The 16,924-nt window shown below is 43.0% G+C and carries 15 protein-coding genes; 5 read left to right on the top strand and 10 right to left on the bottom strand.

Annotated features, from left to right (window positions below; genetic code table 11):
* Nucleotides 1–53 precede the first annotated feature (53 nt).
* Nucleotides 54–518, bottom strand: a complete 465-nt coding sequence (gene tnpA / locus AB0756_RS21795) for an IS200/IS605 family transposase (RefSeq protein ID WP_237265948.1) — start codon at nucleotides 516–518, stop codon at nucleotides 54–56.
* Between the two features lie 66 nt (nucleotides 519–584).
* Here tnpA and AB0756_RS21790 point away from each other — a divergent pair, with 66 nt between their 5' ends.
* Complete coding sequence (locus tag AB0756_RS21790) at nucleotides 585–1,949, top strand: RNA-guided endonuclease InsQ/TnpB family protein (RefSeq protein WP_038084502.1); 1,365 nt, start codon at nucleotides 585–587, stop codon at nucleotides 1,947–1,949.
* 92 nt (nucleotides 1,950–2,041) lie between these two features.
* Here the strand turns inward: AB0756_RS21790 and AB0756_RS21785 are convergent, their stop codons facing one another.
* From AB0756_RS21785 to AB0756_RS21775, 3 genes are all read right to left on the bottom strand, one after another.
* Entirely contained in the window at nucleotides 2,042–3,112 is a 1,071-nt protein-coding gene (locus tag AB0756_RS21785) for an LOG family protein (RefSeq protein ID WP_038084504.1), read from the bottom strand.
* Between the two features lie 583 nt (nucleotides 3,113–3,695).
* Entirely contained in the window at nucleotides 3,696–4,019 is a 324-nt protein-coding gene (trxA, locus tag AB0756_RS21780) for a thioredoxin (RefSeq protein WP_038084506.1), read from the bottom strand.
* 324 nt (nucleotides 4,020–4,343) lie between these two features.
* The gene (locus tag AB0756_RS21775; RefSeq protein WP_038084508.1) at nucleotides 4,344–5,507 is read right to left on the bottom strand and encodes a GuaB3 family IMP dehydrogenase-related protein; all 1,164 of its coding nucleotides are present in this window, start codon (nucleotides 5,505–5,507) and stop codon (nucleotides 4,344–4,346) included.
* Nucleotides 5,508–5,703: 196 nt separating this feature from the next.
* On the opposite strand from AB0756_RS21775, the gene AB0756_RS21770 reads away from it, so the two are divergent.
* The 3 genes from AB0756_RS21770 (at nucleotide 5,704) to AB0756_RS21760 (ending at nucleotide 10,827) form a co-directional block, all read left to right on the top strand.
* On the top strand, nucleotides 5,704–8,160 hold the full coding sequence (locus AB0756_RS21770) for an endonuclease MutS2 (RefSeq protein ID WP_038084510.1): 2,457 nt from the start codon (nucleotides 5,704–5,706) through the stop codon (nucleotides 8,158–8,160).
* 258 nt (nucleotides 8,161–8,418) lie between these two features.
* On the top strand, nucleotides 8,419–9,024 hold the full coding sequence (locus AB0756_RS21765) for a DUF3038 domain-containing protein (protein ID WP_038084512.1): 606 nt from the start codon (nucleotides 8,419–8,421) through the stop codon (nucleotides 9,022–9,024).
* 81 nt (nucleotides 9,025–9,105) lie between these two features.
* Complete coding sequence (locus tag AB0756_RS21760) at nucleotides 9,106–10,827, top strand: DUF4335 domain-containing protein (protein WP_038084514.1); 1,722 nt, start codon at nucleotides 9,106–9,108, stop codon at nucleotides 10,825–10,827.
* Nucleotides 10,828–11,101: 274 nt separating this feature from the next.
* On the opposite strand, the gene AB0756_RS21755 is transcribed toward AB0756_RS21760, so the two are convergent.
* Genes AB0756_RS21755 through AB0756_RS21745 form a run of 3 tightly spaced genes read right to left on the bottom strand, consistent with a single transcriptional unit; the run spans nucleotide 11,102 to nucleotide 12,196 of the window.
* Nucleotides 11,102–11,560 (bottom strand): ferredoxin, encoded by a 459-nt coding sequence (locus AB0756_RS21755; protein WP_038084516.1) that lies wholly within the window; start codon nucleotides 11,558–11,560, stop codon nucleotides 11,102–11,104.
* On the bottom strand, nucleotides 11,560–11,946 hold the full coding sequence (locus tag AB0756_RS21750) for a DUF1257 domain-containing protein (RefSeq protein ID WP_038084518.1): 387 nt from the start codon (nucleotides 11,944–11,946) through the stop codon (nucleotides 11,560–11,562). Before AB0756_RS21750 ends, AB0756_RS21755 begins: the two co-directional genes overlap by 1 nt.
* Before the next feature lie 40 nt (nucleotides 11,947–11,986).
* Nucleotides 11,987–12,196 carry a DUF2997 domain-containing protein gene (locus tag AB0756_RS21745; protein ID WP_038084520.1) on the bottom strand — a complete coding sequence of 70 codons (210 nt, stop codon included), beginning with the start codon at nucleotides 12,194–12,196 and terminating at the stop codon, nucleotides 11,987–11,989.
* Nucleotides 12,197–12,627: 431 nt separating this feature from the next.
* On the opposite strand from AB0756_RS21745, the gene bioU reads away from it, so the two are divergent.
* Nucleotides 12,628–13,650: a (S)-8-amino-7-oxononanoate synthase BioU gene (gene bioU / locus AB0756_RS21740; protein ID WP_038084522.1), complete on the top strand. Its 1,023-nt coding sequence runs from the start codon at nucleotides 12,628–12,630 to the stop codon at nucleotides 13,648–13,650.
* Between the two features lie 79 nt (nucleotides 13,651–13,729).
* Here bioU and AB0756_RS21735 read toward each other — a convergent pair whose 3' ends face one another.
* From AB0756_RS21735 to AB0756_RS21725, 3 genes are all read right to left on the bottom strand, one after another.
* Entirely contained in the window at nucleotides 13,730–14,296 is a 567-nt protein-coding gene (locus tag AB0756_RS21735; protein WP_038084524.1) for a hypothetical protein, read from the bottom strand.
* Between the two features lie 88 nt (nucleotides 14,297–14,384).
* Nucleotides 14,385–15,599: a type II secretion system F family protein gene (locus AB0756_RS21730; RefSeq protein WP_038084526.1), complete on the bottom strand. Its 1,215-nt coding sequence runs from the start codon at nucleotides 15,597–15,599 to the stop codon at nucleotides 14,385–14,387.
* Between the two features lie 96 nt (nucleotides 15,600–15,695).
* Entirely contained in the window at nucleotides 15,696–16,820 is a 1,125-nt protein-coding gene (locus tag AB0756_RS21725; protein WP_038084528.1) for a type IV pilus twitching motility protein PilT, read from the bottom strand.
* Nucleotides 16,821–16,924 lie beyond the last annotated feature (104 nt).

Here is a 16,924-nt window from a genome sequence, read left to right as displayed (position 1 = left end):
CTTTTAAGGAGGGGATGAAACGCGACCCGCAGGACTTTAGTCCGACGTTTCTCCTACTTTCCTCGTTGATTTTCAATATAATTTTTAACTACCTCAGTGCTGACCTGACCTGTTGACGCTACAAAATAAGTCGGAGTCCACAAAGCAGGTAGTTTTTTTAATTCTGGAAATTCTTTTCTTAAGTGGTGCGATGCTCGACCTTTTACCCATCTAGCAATATCAGCAGGTGACTCATGGGTAGGAGTGTTGACAAAGAAGTGTACATGGTCGGATTGTATTTCCAGAGCAATCAGTTTCCATCCATGCTCAGTAACGAGTTCAAAGATAATCTCTTGTAATCTGTGCGCTAGATCTCCTGTTAATACTGGCTTACGGCGTTTTGGAACAAACACAAAATGATAGTTAATAGACGATATGGAGTTTTCAGTCCGTCTGTATTCGTAGTCTTCTTGCAAACTTTGCTTATGCCGGGGAACCCGTCCACCGCAAGTTTGCGCTTCTTGAGAAAGTTTTGCCATTCCTTGAATGTTTGTTGACGCTAGTTGTAGTAGCAATGATAATTAACAACAGGAGGTGATGACAAGTTGTACAGAACAATACCAATTAAAGCAAGATTTACTGATGAAGAGTTAGCCTTTTGGATTAATCAGTGCGAACACGCTAACAGTCTGATTAATTCAGCAATTTATCACACTAAGCAAACTCATTACAGTCGGTTAGAACAACAAGGTGATGCATTCACAACTTACTGGCGCGCTGACGAATTACGCTACGGGTGGAAGACGTACAAGTGCAGCACGACTTACCCTGAATTAGATAAAGTTCTCAAAGACAGTCCACATTACAAAGCAATGGCTGCACAGTCAGCGCAGCAAACGCTAAAAACAGTAGGGGAGTCAATCACCAGTTACAACGGATTAGTGAAAAAATATTATCAAGGCGACGTTGATAGACCTTCGTTGCCAAGATATAGAAAACGTGGTGGTCTTGCTGCTGTCACATTTCCAAGACAAGCACTTACTTACAAAGATGGTTGTTTCAAACCTTCCATCAGTAAAGAAACAAAACCTCATTTACTAACGGAGATTGCTTTAGCGATACCAGAATTTATTGATTCAGATTGGGTTAAGGAAGTAACAGTACGTCCTTATCTTGGTGAAGTGTGGATCGATTGGGTGATTGATGATGGTAAACAACCAATTGATGTTAACCCTCACCTTGATTACACCCAAGCTTGGTCATTTGACCACGGTGGTACAAACTGGCTAACAGGTGTTTCGACCCGTGGAAAAAGTTTAATTATTGATGGTCGTAAGCTTAAGGCAATGAACCAAGGTTATTCCCGTTTGGTTGCCAAGTACAAGCAAGGTAAATCAGATTTCTACTGGAATAGCAACCTAGACCGAGTGCAACGCCAGCGCAATAATCAAATGCGTGATGCTGTTAACAAGGCAGCAAGATTCATTGTTAACCAGTGCCTTAACGATCGCGTTGGGAACCTTGTTGTCGGTTGGAACGATGGTCAAAAAAGTGGTTCCAGTATGGGGAAGCGTGGTAATCAGAACTTTGTGCTCATTCCCACAGGACGATTGATTGAACGATTAAAGCAACTTTGCCCAGAATACGGAATACAGTTAACAATTACTGAGGAAGCATACACTTCTAAAGCGTCTTACCTAGATGACGATAGCCTCTACAAGCATGGTGAAAAACCCACAGGATGGAAACCGTCAGGTCAAAGGGTAAAGCGCGGATTGTACAAAACTTTTCAAGGATGGCTAATCAATGCGGATTGCAATGGTGCAGCTAATATAGCCAAAAAAGTAGCCACACAGCTAGGCTTGAACCTGGTCGAGGTGGGTAGGGGAGCCTTGACACTCCCAAGACGAGTTGATTTGTTTAAGGGATTATCCAAATCATTTCGTATACGTTGCGGAGTGGGTCTATAAGACCCCGTAGCAACAACAGTTTAGAATCCCCCGTGTTTCCAACCGGGGGAGATGTCAATTACTGTGTACTTCAGTTACCTGACAAATAGCGTTTATTTCCTTTCTGGATGGTCTTTCTCCTCTTGAGATGGAGTACCCATGTGGTTAATTGTTGCAATCAGCTGATACATTCTCCCTAAATCTCTTTGGTTGAAGTACAAAACAAGGCGAGGTAGATTGAAGGTTTCATCCTGTGCTTCTTGAGGTAATGCTTGGCTCTTTTCTATCCGTCCCTTAACTAAAATGTCACCAAACTTAGCATTGAGTTGTTCGACTTCAGCATCAGATAATTCTGATTTAAGACGGATAACTAAGCGATCGCTCACATAACGGCTGGAGTGATACACTTGGTAAAAGCCAGTGATTGCGTTACACGCCACATCCAAATCGTCTGTTACCGTATAAAGACTGGGATCGTCAGGGCTCACCAAACCTTTTTTTACCAGCTGTTCGTTGATGTATTCGCTCCAAGATCGCCAGTAATCGCCTCCAGGAAAGTCGATTAAAACCACCGGTACCGGACCAAATTTTCCTGTCTGACTCAAAGTCATGCATTCAAAAGCTTCGTCTTGAGTGCCAAAACCACCGGGAAATAGGGCAATGGCATCGCTTTCTTTCAGCAGAAATAGCTTGCGGGTAAAAAAATACTTAAAGTGAATGAGTTTTGGATCTCCCTCAATAACTGGGTTTGCTGTTTGCTCAAAGGGTAACTGAATGTTTAGACCAAAAGAATTTTCTCTTCCGGCACCTTCATTCCCAGCTTGCATGATTCCACCACCGCCACCCGTCATCACCATGAACCCCAGTTGAGAAACACAGCGAGCAAAATCATAAGCCATGCGGTATTCCGGGCTTTCTGAGGATAAACGTGCCGAACCAAAGATCGTGACTTTCCGAACGTGTCGGTAAGCATAAAAAAGCTCAAAACCACGTTCCATATCAGCTAGGGCAGCTGATAAGATTTTCCAATCTAGGCGATCGATTTCACTCTTTGCCAAACGCACTATGGTAGATAGTGCCTGTGTGACATACTGCCGATTTTTTGATGTCGGTAAGTGTTCAAATAATTCAGCGATAGCTGCCTGGAGAGAATCCAATGTGTCTAACGACTCAGATGAGGTCATGAGAAGTTTCGCCAAAATGGCTTTAATTCTAGATTAATTTAATGTGGAATCAAAAATATAGCAATCCTAAATTATTCCTAAGAAATTTATGATGGCTTCGGCGAATATAATTCGTCACTGTGCAAACAAAGTACACCTACGTGGACTTTATTAAAATAATCCACAGAGTTAAGCTTCGCCTGTATAGCTGGGATTTTTAATTGCTAGATAATGAATTAAATTTTACCTCTATCTTAGCCAGATTTATTAAGTATTTTCTCACAGTTCAACTAGGATTGCTATAGTTTCTATTTACTTTAATTTAAAGGTGATGGAAACAGCTACTGCCAGTCCTGACAGAAGAAACCACACAAGAAATAATAAGTGTTGATTTTGCCGCAAATGCAGTATAATATACAGAATTGAAAAAGCGCCTCCAGCTACCATAGTGTCGGCGCTTATATGAAAACATAATAAAAATTACGGGCTTCGTAAGTTTTAACGAGAGGTGCAGTATATTGCAACCTCTCTAGCTTATTGGCGTAAATTTAGTTTATGTTTGAGAACGCGAAGTTCTCTCAATAGACCTGTTGTTGCTAGCGCCTTAAAGATATTTCTCCAAAGTGTTAGCTAATGTAGTTTTAGGAACAGCACCGACGACCATATCAACTTTTTGCCCACCCTTAAAAATCATAAGCGTGGGAATGCTGCGGATGCCATATTGACTTGCAACATTAGGATTTTCATCGGTATTGACTTTGACTACCTTCAATTGACCTTCGTATTGGTTGGCAATCTCATCTACAACAGGAGCAACCATGCGACAGGGTCCGCACCAAGGGGCCCAAAAATCAACTAGAACAGGAACCTCGCTATCTAGGACTTCCTGTTTAAAGGTAGAGTCTGTAACTTGTGCGGCTGCTGACATGCCTAAAGACCTTTGCCTATCTTATGTTTGAGTTTGCTGAAAATTCTACCATAGCAAAAACCTCTGCAATGGAATGTGCTGTGTACTTTTGCTTAGTAGTAGTAAAACTTCATCCTAAAGTCGCATAAGGAACCGCCCGAACGGTAGTCCGGGCGGAGTGTGGTGTGAGGAGTGAACGGAAACATGCGTCTCCGCTATTTCTATTCTAGGCGACATATGAGATTTTTCCAGATGTAGTTTGAAATTTGGTTAGTAGTTAGCGATCGGCTGTATAGTACATATGTACTAAGATCCAACAACTAACTACTAAAAACTAACAACTATCTACTTACCCATACCCAGTTGCTGGGCTTTCTGATACACCTTACCTTCAGTTAACAGGGAAGGAGCAATGACCACATCGACTTGTTGCATTTCTTTAATATTTTTGGCTCCCAAGGTACCCATGCTAGTCTTTAGTGCCCCTAAAAGATTGTGAGTCCCATCATCCAATTGTGCGGGTCCTCGGAGAATCTGCTCTAAACTACCTGTAGTACCGACTTTAATGCGCGTACCGCGAGGGAGGACTGGGCTGGGTGTTGCCATTCCCCAATGATATCCACGCCCTGGAGCTTCAGCCGCTCTGGCGAAGGGAGATCCAATCATCACTCCATCAGCACCGCAGGCAATGCATTTACAGATGTCGCCACCAGTGATTAAACCGCCATCAGCTATCACAGGTACATACTTGCCTGTTTCTTGATAGTAATCGTCACGCGCAGCCGCACAGTCTGCTACTGCAGTTGCTTGAGGAATACCTACACCTAAAACACCGCGAGAAGTACAAGCAGCTCCAGGACCAATTCCCACCAGCACAGCAGCGGCTCCTGCTTTCATCAAATTGAGGGTAACATCGTAAGTGACACAATTCCCCAAAATGACAGGTATTGGCATTTCCTGGCAGAATTTAGCCAAGTCTAGCGGAACAATTGAATCGGGAGACAGGTGTGCAGTTGAAACAACTGTTGCTTGCACAAAAAAGAGATCTGCTCCTGCTTGAGCAACAACAGAACCGTATTTGCTAGCCCCTGCAGGTGTAGCACTTACAGCGGCAATTCCCCCTTGTTCTTTGATTTCCTTGATTCGTTGTTCTATAAGTTCTGGTTTAATGGGTTCGGCATACAATTCTTGCATTAAAGGAACAAATTCCTCTTTACCAACCGAAGCAATGCGGTCTAAAATTGGCTCTGGATCTGCGTAGCGAGTTTGGATGCCTTCCAAATTGAGGACTCCCAATGCTCCTAGCTGTGACAAACGCACAGCCATGCGGACATCCACTACGCCATCCATGGCACTAGCAATAATCGGGATTTCTCGCTTAATATTGCCAATGCTCCAGCTTGTGTCTGCCAAACTGGGATCGAGTGTTCTCCTACCAGGAACAAGTGCAATTTCATCGATACCGTAGGCTCTGCGAGCTACCTTTCCCCGCCCAATTTGAATGTCCACGCTCTTTATGTTCCCAAATCTATTTAAGCTAGGGTATCAAAATTACAGGGGAGTTGCAGAGATTTTTCTCTCAGTCAGTTTTGTAAACTAAATATTACAAAAATATTACAAAATCGGGTATCTCGTACTCCACTACACCTCTATTTGAGCCACAATAGAGTTGTTACTACTTATTTTTCATTCAGATTCCCAACCCTTGATTCAATCTGAAACGTTAGAACTACTCGAATGGTCTCGCCTCTGCCAGCATTTGTCTACCTTCGCAGCGACAAAGTTGGGAGTTATTGCTGCACGTCATTTAACAATTCCTGAGTCTCAAGCCCAAAGCGAACAGTTATTAGCTCAAACTAAAGAAGTCTACGAACTGGAAAGCCGTTTGAATGCAGGGCTTTCATTTGATGGAATTCAAGATATTGGCGATTCTCTAGAACGCGCTGAACTGCAAGGAATTTTGGCAGGGGACGAACTACTGGCTATTGCCACAACTTTAGCAGGCTCCAGAAATTTACGTCGTGTTATCGACAACCATCCAGATTTGTTGATACTTAACGAACTTGTAGCCGATTTACGAACTTACCCAGAATTAGAACAAGAAATTCACCGATGTATTGATGAAAGAGGACAGGTTGCTGACCGAGCTAGCCAAAAACTTGATGAAATTCGTATTTCCTTAAGGCAATTACGCGGTCAGATTATCCAAAAGCTGCAAAATATTATTCAAGCAAAATCAAGTGCGGTTCAGGAACAGGTGATTACACAAAGGGGCGATCGCTTTGTGATCCCTGTAAAAGCACCCCAGAAAGATGCCATACCAGGAATAGTTCACGATACCTCAAGCAGTGGCGCAACATTGTACGTAGAACCAAATTCTGTAGTGCCACTAGGCAACCAACTGCGACAATTACTGAGAAGAGAACAAGTAGAAGAAGAAGCGATTCGCCGCAATCTAACTCAACAGGTAGCAGCAGTCAAACCAGACTTAGAAAAGCTTTTGGCGATCGCCACCACCTTAGACCTCGCTGTTGCCAAATCGCGCTATAGTTTCTGGCTCAAAGCCAATCCTCCCCGCTTTATCGATTTCCAGGAAAAAGAAAGCATTACTTTGCGGCGGTTACACCATCCACTTCTAGTTTGGCAGCACCAACACGAACAGGGCCATCCTGTCATTCCAGTTGATTTGTTAATTCAGCCGCAAATTCGGGTAGTTACTATCACAGGACCAAATACAGGTGGTAAAACAGTCACCCTAAAAACTCTGGGCTTGGCTGCATTGATGGCAAAAGTCGGTTTGTTTGTACCTGCTCGCGAACCAGTAGAAATACCTTGGTTTGAACAGATACTGGCAGATATTGGAGACGAACAATCGCTGCAACAAAACTTATCTACTTTTTCAGGGCATATCCGCCGTATTAGTAGGGTTTTAGAAGCGTTGGATGAGGACACGGGGGATAAGGAAGACAAGGGAGACACGGAAGACGCGGAGGAATCCTCCCTCACTCCCTCACTCCCTCACTCTCCTTCTCCCAATTCCCTAGTCTTATTAGATGAAGTAGGTGCGGGAACAGACCCAGCAGAAGGAAGTGCTTTAGCGATCGCGTTGCTACAATATTTGGCTGACAATGCACTGCTAACGATCGCCACCACTCACTTTGGGGAACTCAAAGCGCTGAAATACCAAGATGAACGGTTTGAAAATGCTTCTGTAGAATTCGACGAAAGTACGCTTTCACCAACTTACCGCCTTCTTTGGGGTATACCGGGACGTTCTAATGCTTTGGCGATCGCCCGTCGCTTGGGATTAAAACAAGAAGTTGTGGAACGAGCAAAAACACAACTTGGGGGCGCAACCGACGAAGTTAACCAAGTTATTGCTGGCTTGGAAGCACAACGCCGCCGTCAGGAAACTAAAGCCGCTCAAGCACAAGATTTGTTACAACAAGCAGAACGTTTGTACAAAGAAGTCTCTGACAAAGCAAGGAATCTAGAGGAAAGAGAACAAGCATTGCGTGTTTCACAAGAGGTAGCAGTTAAAGAAGCCATTGCTCAAGCAAGAAGTGAAATTGCTCAAGTCATTCGCCGCTTGCAACAAGGAAAGCCTACAGCGCAAGATGCCCAGCAAGCAACAAATGTATTGAGTGAAATTGCTGAGAAATACACAAGCCCACCACCACCAAAACCCAAAGTAGGATTTATTCCTAAAGTAGGCGATCGCATCCGCATACCTAAGTTAGGGCAAACAGCAGAAGTATTAACCGCTCCCAATCCTGACGGGGAGTTAACAGTTCGCTTTGGGATCATGAAGATGACGGTGAAATTGGAAGACCTAGAATCCCTCAACGGTCAAAAAGCCGAACCAGTCTCTAAACCCAAACCAGCACCAGCACCAGCACCAGCCCCGCAACCAGCCCCAGCCATTCGTACATCTAAAAATACAGTCGATATACGCGGACGCAGGGTTCCTGATGCGGAAATTATTTTAGACAAAGCCATTTCAGAAGCTAGCGGACCGCTCTGGATTATTCACGGACATGGTACGGGTAAGTTGCGACAGGGAGTTCATGCCTTTTTGCAACAGCACCCACAAGTTAGCCGTTATGAGGCTGCAGAGCAAGCTGATGGAGGCACTGGGGTAACAGTAGCTTATATTGGTTAGTGGTTAGTTATTCGTCCTAGATTGGACTCCGCAGTTATCAAGATAAATTAATTGTTTATCAAAAAAAATTAATTTATCTTATAGCTTTGTGAAAACAGTTTTTCGTCATAGAGTAAAACAAAGACATTTGCTGTTGTCCACTAGTGATAGAAGCTGTAGCTGTCGTTGCAGCATATCCTGTAAGGAAACCATTCTGAGTTAAAAAAAGTCTGGTTTCAAAATGGGTAACAGCAACAGCCCCTACCAGCCCGATCACCTATGCTGAAAGTTATGCACACTGCCGCCAATTCACCCACCCCAAATTCGCAGTGGGAGGATTTAATCAAAATTGGTGCCCCGAACTCAGTTCACTGGGATAATATCAAAACCCAGCTGGATTTGGTGCTGTTGGCGCTAGAAACATTAACTGGCATTGGCTCAGAGGCAATGCTACAAGCGGCAGTTCAATTGGATTTAGAGTCAAGAGTACCAGACCGAGTGGCGTTGTGGCGACTGAGACAGTCAAATCCACTGCGTAAAGGTCAAGGAGGGCGAAAAAAACTAGACGTAGAAGAAGCTAGAGCACTTGTTTTGATTATTTGTTACTTAGCAAAACAGCACCAAGAGTTGATCCGCCGTGCTGTTGGGCTATTAGAACAAATGGCGGAAAACAATCGCGAACCACATCAGGCTGCTTTACTGGGAGATTACATCGATGCTTTCTGCAACACCTACCAAGAACGGATGGAGGAAGACGAAACAATCTCCACAGATGAACTTACCCACCTGGCTTTAAAACTTCTTATAGATGTACTTTTTTATAGTAGTCCCGGTGGGCATCGCCGTCTCTGGCTTGCACTCATCGACCGTTCCACAAAATTTTAGATTTGAGATTTCAGATTTGAAAAGTCACGCATCCAAAATCTAAAATCAAAAATTCAAAATAACTTGCTTGCAGTTACTGCCATGCCTGTATCAAATCCTACAATTCGTCGGTATACACCACCTACTTGTACTTTAGAAATCTTAGCGCAAAGCTCGGCTTTATCAAGGTGGATGGGTAAATCTGTTCTGAAGCAGCTTCGCTTTGAGCTTCGCTTTGACGATCCGCAACTTCCAGACGAAAAGAAAGTTGCCATTAGAGGCGATAGCGAGCAACTTGACGCTTTGTGTGTAGCAGTCACAAACTACGTTCAAGAATTCTTACAGATGTCTCCTGAAAGCTTCTGGGCAAATTTCTCATCAATAAGAGATATCAGCCAAGCATCAGATGAAACACTAGTGCCAGATTTGACGACTTCTTCAACGGCAACTACCACAATCGACCCTTTAAGCGATAAGCCGGGTACGGCTTACGCCAAAGGCGAACGCGTGCCTAGAGGAGATATATACTTACAACCAAATAGCCATTTAAAACACAGTTTGTTTCTCGGGTCTCTGGCAAATCCAACATCTGGTGGAGTTGTTGAGTTAAGTTTACTGCAATTGTTCGACTTGGCAACGGCATTGGATGAGTACTCGACTGATGTCATGGCACTCCCAGACCTCAATTCTCGTTCTAGAGTCTCTCCCATTCCTGTTTGGGCTCCTGTTGCTGCAGTCTTGGTCATAGGTGTAGGTTTGGCACCCATAACTTTGCAGTATGCAAATCGTCTCAGACAAGAGCAGCAAACGGCTGGAAAATCGACTTCCTCATCACAAACAATTGCCTTACAAGATTCTCCGCCATCAAATCTATCATCGCCTCTACCGACACTTAGCCCTTCAAACAATAATCTAATAACGCAGCCACTACCAACTTTTGGTGCGAACTTTCCATTACCTCCGTCTGGAGAAGCCCCATCAGCTCAAACATTCCCAGTCTTACCACCAACTCCTCCACCATCTTCCCAACCTCAAAAACCTTCCATATCGCTAGCATCCCCCACATCTACCTTCCCAACTGCTAATGGGGCTGCTCCTAACGTTGCGATTTTGCCCAAAGGGAGTTTACCATCCTCAAAGACATCACTTGCCGTACCAAGTACAATTCCCCCTCTTGCGTCCTCTCCACAAAACACTGCGTCTTTGAATAAAACCCCCAGCGAAAGAATTACTCTTCAACCAAATGCAAAACAAAGCGCTCTAACATCAGCCTCCAGAGGTAACATACCTGCTTTATCATCCGAGTTTAAGAATCCACCGAGCTTGGGCAATCCAGAACTTGGATCTCCTTCAAATATCCCTGCAGTTCCCGCACCTCTACCTAACATACCTTCTAACTTATCCAGTGCTAGAGGAGTTCCACCACTCAATGCTACGACACCGAGTGATACTGATGCACTGATTGCTAGATTGCGTCAAGGTCGCAAACCTAACAATACACCTACTGAGTTAGCAGCTAATAGTACAAACGATAGGTTGTTTGATACATTACAAGTTTCAGAAGCAAGAGAGTTTTTGACACAGCGATGGGAACCACCTAGTGGTTTGAAGCAAGCGATCGAGTACAGTTTAGTGGTAGGTGTAGACGGTTCCATAGAAAGAATCATGCCTTTAGGAAAAGCCGCGAGGGATTTTGTTGACCGTACCGGAATGCCTCTCATTGGCGAACCTTTTGTATCTCCTAGCAAGAACGGACAAGCTGTGAGAATTCGAGCAGTTTTTAGTCCTGATGGCAAGGTACAAACTTTTCCTGAAAAAGATTGAGAACTCGATCGGTATTAGCACCAATAGCATTGAATGTAACAGTCAATACAATGGCGGTCAAATTAACGTGCTTAATCTTTGGGTGTAGGGTCCATACAAGAATTGATGGGGCTAAAGTCGAAAGGCTGCTTTCGCAACACGAGGCTCTTAAGTAAAAAATTTACCAGCCAAAATCCCACATGGTATAACACCATAACAATAACGTATAAAAACACTTCATAAATAAGAGGACTGGTATTACCAGTCCTCTATATGTAAGCAGGAAGTTATACAATTAATAACTAGATTTTTTTCTTTTGAGCTTTTGCTTCTTGCGTCGCTGTTGAGAAGAAACAACAGCCTGGTCTATCGGATAACCAATAAGAGGAATCACTTGATATTTTCGCTCATCCTCTAGTTTTCTGAGTTTTGTGTAATCAACCCAGTGAATGCAATCAACCGGACAGGTATCGATCGCTTCCTGAATTACGTCTTCTGGGTCTCCATCTTGACGCATAACACGAGAACGCCCGTAATCTTCTTCTATATAAAACGTATTACGGGCAACGTGAGCGCAGTGCTTGCAGCCAATACAGGTAATTTCATCAACGTATACTCCTTTTTGCCGGAGCACACCCCCTAACTCTGGTTCAAAACCGGAACGTTCTGGGTCATCTCGTAAAAAACCCCCCAATTCTGGCTCTAAACCAGAACGATGCTCCTCCCCTTGTTCCGGTGAAAGGAAATCGGACATCAAGAACTCCAGCGTTGTACGAGTAGGCGGATTGAACCATCTTCATTCTTTTGCTGTTCGGCAACTTGAAATCCAGCACGAGCCGTTTCTTTCACAACTGTGTGGTACGCATAGCGCTGTGTCACTTTACGTAGAAACCCTTCTACGGTTAAGTTTTGTTGCCAGTACTGTAGATCGGCAACCAGCTCGTATTCTTGACCATTCCATCTAAAACCGATGTCATAACCGTTATCTTGTTCGATGGTAATTTCGGCATTCTGCTTTTGACCGCGATATCCACGGACTTCACGTGGACCCTGTTTCCAGTCTAGCCCCAACTCTGATAAAGCATCTTTCAAAGATTCAACGTTACGGATTTGGGTTTTAATTTGGCTAAAATGTGACATGGTGGTTGTAACTCGATGAAACTAAACTTTGTATGAAAACTTACCAATCGCTGAAAGCGCTCTGTGTATTCGCTACACTAGTTTCCTGTACCTTAGTAGCAAAGTGTTCCGATGTTGGCTCTTGACTTAGTACCTGTCCCAGCTGAGCCTCTATGGCTTTTGTAACTTCCGCACAGGAAGAACCCACTATGCCAGTGACCTTTTCTTGTACCCGACCGTCTGGATAAATTATGAATTCTAATGTTTCCATGCTTTATAGCCAACCAAAACACTAAGCTTGGACAGTAATACTGTAGAAAGCAGCTACTGAAGTAGCTCTTTGGGACAGCGTTTTCCCTTAGCTACAAATTTGCCACTTTGTTAACTAATGTTCCATCTCTCAAAATATATATCTCAGAAAGTTAACAAAAATTATTATGTTTGTAAGTCTTTACCTCTGATATTTGTTAGTTTCCCTTAACCTTATCAAATAGTCAAGCTTCAAAATTCTATTTGTACTGAATGTGCCACAAATCTTAAAAACAAGCAGTAGCAGCATCTAAAGGTCTCAAAAGCTGAAAAATTATTGAAAAATTTTATCATTACCATTAAAGCTGAATTATTAAAGACTCCTTAGGCTGTATGAGCCGAAATAAGGAGTGTACGGTAAGCTTGATATCTATCGCAACAAGTGTATTGACCATGAATCCACAACAGGTAAAAGGTTCTACCTCTTTCGCAGGTGCAATCCGCGTAGGCGTACTGGGTTTTGGCGGACTGGGGCAAGCAGCAGCCCGCGTACTTGCTCCAAAACGTGAAATGATTTTAGTGGCAGCAGCAGATAACAAAGGTTTTGCTTGTGCCACTGAAGGGTTAGACGCTCAAGCTTGTATTGCAAAATACCAAACCCAGGGGTCAGTAGGTTATCTAGAACCTTATGGAACTCTGACAAATCGCAGTATTGAGGATTTGCTGGACAAAGCAGAGATTGTAGACGGATATTTTTTGGCTTTACCTAACTTACCCAATAACTTTATTCCCTCTGTTGCCAAGCAGTTTATTAATTCTGGTTGGCGTGGGGTACTGGTAGATGCCATCAAGCGCACGAGTGCCGTTGAACAACTTTTAGACATGAAAGAAGAACTGCAAGCTGCAGGAATAACTTACATGACAGGGTGTGGAGCAACACCAGGGCTGTTAACAGCCGCAGCAGCAATAGCCGCCCAAAGCTACGCCGAAATTCATAGGGTGGAAATTACCTTTGGTGTGGGAATTGCGAACTGGGAAGCTTACCGCGCTACTATTCGTGAGGATATTGCCCACATGAGCGGTTTTGATGTAGAAACTGCTAGGGCAATGACGGACGCAGAAGTAGAAGCCCTTTTGGATAAGACTCATGGTGTGCTGACATTAGAAAATATGGAACACGCCGATGATGTGATGTTGGAGTTGGCGGGAATTGTGGATCGCGATCGCGTTACAGTGGGTGGTATAGTAGACACCCGAAATCCCAAAAAGCCCATCAGTACAAATGTCAAGATTACGGGTCGTACATTTGAAGGGAAAATTTCTACCCACACTTTTACTTTGGGAGATGAAACCAGCATGGCTGCTAACGTCTGTGGTCCTGCCTTTGGGTATCTAAAAGCTGGTATTGAATTGCATCGGCGTGGAATTCACGGCATATTTACTGCTGCTGAAATTATGCCCAAGTTTGTTAAATAATCGAGCAGGGGGCATGGGGTCTTGGGCATTAGTTTTTTTAATACCTGTCCCTTGTCTCTTGTGTCCCTACCCCCAACCCCTAAGTTTCTGCAGATAAACCATCTGAAGATAGGTTTCCTATTGTGCTTTCCTCAAATAATAGTTCCGGTGTAGAAATTACAACAAAAGGAAGATAAGCACCCGCAAAACCTCTTTTAATCCGTTCTGATGTCTCGGGAAATAAAACAAACAATGGATATACAGTGTTTGTACCTTCACTCAAAATATGTTTGTAACGGGCGGGCATCAGCCATTCATAGTCTTTATCCAAATAAACTTGCGTTTGTCGCCAGCGTCCCAACATATCGGAAAAATCTTCGTGAGGACGATGAATAAAAATCAAGATTTCAGGTCCAGTTTTAATTTTCCATTCAGGATCGCACATCAAGATAGCGACATCACAGGGTAGGCGAATTGCTTCAGCTATCGTGGCTTCCCTACGAAGATGGACAACAGGTAATGGAATTGCAATAACGCTTTCATCCGGACGTCGCAAGCTTGGAATCATTTCTAGATAGGGGCGGTGTTGCTTTAGCAGTGCGATCGCAGCCACAGTATTGCTATACTCCGCCAAACACGCTTCATAATGTGATTTTTGTACAGGCATAGGAATGATGAATTATAAATTATGAATTATGAATGATGAATTATGAATTGAATGGTGTAAAATTTATCATTCATAATTCATCATTCGTTTAGCCCAGCTTTTCAAAGACTGCAAATAGAGGTAAATACATCGACATCAAAATAGTACCTACCATACCGCCTAAAACCACAATCATAATTGGTTCTAAAATGCTCGTTAATGCTTTTACTGCTTGCTCAACCTCATCTTCATAAAAATCGGCAATTTTCATCAACATTCCATCTAATTCACCTGTTTCCTCTCCAATACTAATCATTTGAATTGCCATAAGAGGAAAAACTTTTTCTTTTTGCAAAGCGATACTAATCATACCGCCTTGTTGGATTTCCATTTTTGCAGCATCAATGGCATTAGCAACAACCTGGTTTCCCGATGTATCTCGCACAATTTCTAAAGATGTCAGAATGGGTACACCCGAACGAGTCAAAGCACCAAAAGTTCGGCTAAAGCGAGCAACAGAAGATTTTTGAATTAAGTCACCAAGCAAAGGCATTTTCAGTGAAAGGCGGTCAATAGTTTCGCGACCAACTCTAGTTTTGTAATACTGTTTATAGGCAATCTGAAAACCTACAACAACACCAACGACAATTATCATCCGCCAGCTTCGGAAGGTTTCACTACAAAACATCATGAATTGGGTTAGAGGCGGTAATGTTGTTCCTAATTCCTCAAAAATCTTAGCAAAAATTGGAATCAAAAAAACTGTCATCCCTACAAAGATAGTAATTGCTATGAAGCTAACAGCAACGGGATAAGCCATTGCTGATTTAATTTGGTTTTGTAATCGTGCAACATCTTCTAACAACTTGGCTAAACGATTCAAGACTTCATCCAAAACACCACCGACTTCGCCAGCCTGGATCATGCTGACATATAAACCGTCGAAGCAATCAGGATATTTACGCATTGCGTCTGAAAGGTTAACACCATTTTGAACTTCAGCGCTAATACCTACAAGAGCTTGTTTAAGTTTAGGGTTACTACATTGTTCGGCTAAGACCCCTAAACTTCTAACAATTGCTACGCCTGCATTGACCAATGCAGCAAGCTGACGTGAAAAAACAGCTTTATCCTTAACAGAAACGCTAGTGAATTTTGTTGAAAGTTGTTTGATATCAAAACCTTGGGCTTGTTTTTTAAGGTCTTGAACGACATAACCCTGTTGTCTTAAAGAAGTCCGGGCGTCAGCCAAGGTATCTGCTACAACTTTTTCTGTTTTCGCTTTTCCTTGCGAATCTTTAACACGAGCAACAAATGTTGGCATAGTATAACGATATTAATTGCTAATTGTTATTGGCTAATGGCTAATAGCTAATGGCTAATGGCTCGATTAGCTATTAGCCATTAGCCATTAGCAAAATTAATGTGCTTTCACAGCTGGTTTAGCACCTGGTGTAGGTGGAGGTGGCGCACCAGGACCAATAAGGCGCTGAACTTCATCTGGCTTAGAAGTCTTAGACATTGCTGCTTCAAAAGAGATAGTTCCTGCTTTGTATAAGTCAGCTAAAACTTTTTCTAGAGTTTGCATTCCCAACTTACCTCCTGTTTGAATAGCGGAGTAAATTTGAGAAGTTTTTCCTTCTCGAATTAAGTTAGAAATAGCTGGTGTTACCACCATAATTTCTTGAGCCATCACCCGACCGTACTCACCTGGTTTGGGATTTTTCTTAGGAACTAGTGTTTGGCTGAAAACTGCTACCAAGGAGTTAGACAATTGCACTCGCACTTGAGTTTGCCTTTCATGAGGGAAAACGTCGATGATTCTATCTACCGTTTGTGCTGCGGAACTGGTGTGTAGCGTCCCAAAAACTAAGTGTCCTGTTTCTGCTGCAGAAATCGCCAAAGAAATTGTTTCCAAGTCTCGCATTTCACCAACAAGGATGATATCTGGATCTTCCCGAAGTGCTGCTCTTAAAGCATTGGCAAAACTCTTAGTATCTTCATTAAGTTGTCGTTGGTGGATCAGACTTTTAACAGGTTCATAAACAAATTCAATAGGGTCTTCTACAGTCAAAATGTGTTCTGCTTTAGTGCGATTGATTAAGTCAATACACGCTGCTAAGGTTGTGGTCTTACCAGAACCTGTAGGACCCGTAACCAAAACCAATCCTCTGGGCTTATCTACCATTTCCCGAACAACATCTGGTAAACCCAATTTTTCAAAGTTAGGAATCTTAGAACTGAGGGCTCGCAAACAAGCAGCATAGGCTCCACGTTCTTTATAAACGTTAACCCGGAAACGTGCCAATCCTTTAACACCATAAGAACAATCTAACTCCCAAGTTTGTTCTAAGGTTTTACGTTGAGTGTTATTCAACATACTAAAAATCAGTCTTTGGCACTGATCTACTGTCATTGGTTCCTCACCAATAGGAGTTAGTTTGCCACTAATACGAAAATAGGGAGGCAATCCTGCAGATAAGTGCATATCTGAACCGCCCATTTCAATCAATTGCTCCATTAAATCTTCAATCATCAATTCCATTGTTTTATTTCCTTATTGTTAGGGGACAGAAGTGAAGGGTTAGCCATTAGCCATTAGCCATTAGCCATTAGCCATCAGCCATTAGCCATCAGCCATTAGCCATC

The organism is Tolypothrix campylonemoides VB511288_2, from assembly GCF_045999855.1.
GTDB classification, from domain to species: domain Bacteria; phylum Cyanobacteriota; class Cyanobacteriia; order Cyanobacteriales; family Nostocaceae; genus Scytonema; species Scytonema bouteillei_A.
This window is presented reverse-complemented; position numbering and strand designations above follow the sequence as displayed.

What these genes read in the sequence shown, in the direction of transcription:
- AB0756_RS21755 (WP_038084516.1), bottom strand. Translation starts at nt 11,560, where the DNA reads ATGTCCGATTTCCTTTCACCGGAACAAGGGGAGGAGCATCGTTCTGGT.
- AB0756_RS21765 (WP_038084512.1), top strand. Translation starts at nt 8,419, where the DNA reads ATGCTGAAAGTTATGCACACTGCCGCCAATTCACCCACCCCAAATTCG.
- AB0756_RS21725 (WP_038084528.1), bottom strand. Translation starts at nt 16,820, where the DNA reads ATGGAATTGATGATTGAAGATTTAATGGAGCAATTGATTGAAATGGGC.
- trxA (WP_038084506.1), bottom strand. Translation starts at nt 4,019, where the DNA reads ATGTCAGCAGCCGCACAAGTTACAGACTCTACCTTTAAACAGGAAGTC.
- AB0756_RS21745 (WP_038084520.1), bottom strand. Translation starts at nt 12,196, where the DNA reads ATGGAAACATTAGAATTCATAATTTATCCAGACGGTCGGGTACAAGAA.
- AB0756_RS21785 (WP_038084504.1), bottom strand. Translation starts at nt 3,112, where the DNA reads ATGACCTCATCTGAGTCGTTAGACACATTGGATTCTCTCCAGGCAGCT.
- bioU (WP_038084522.1), top strand. Translation starts at nt 12,628, where the DNA reads ATGAATCCACAACAGGTAAAAGGTTCTACCTCTTTCGCAGGTGCAATC.
- AB0756_RS21760 (WP_038084514.1), top strand. Translation starts at nt 9,106, where the DNA reads ATGCCTGTATCAAATCCTACAATTCGTCGGTATACACCACCTACTTGT.
- AB0756_RS21750 (WP_038084518.1), bottom strand. Translation starts at nt 11,946, where the DNA reads ATGTCACATTTTAGCCAAATTAAAACCCAAATCCGTAACGTTGAATCT.
- tnpA (WP_237265948.1), bottom strand. Translation starts at nt 518, where the DNA reads ATGGCAAAACTTTCTCAAGAAGCGCAAACTTGCGGTGGACGGGTTCCC.
- AB0756_RS21730 (WP_038084526.1), bottom strand. Translation starts at nt 15,599, where the DNA reads ATGCCAACATTTGTTGCTCGTGTTAAAGATTCGCAAGGAAAAGCGAAA.
- AB0756_RS21735 (WP_038084524.1), bottom strand. Translation starts at nt 14,296, where the DNA reads ATGCCTGTACAAAAATCACATTATGAAGCGTGTTTGGCGGAGTATAGC.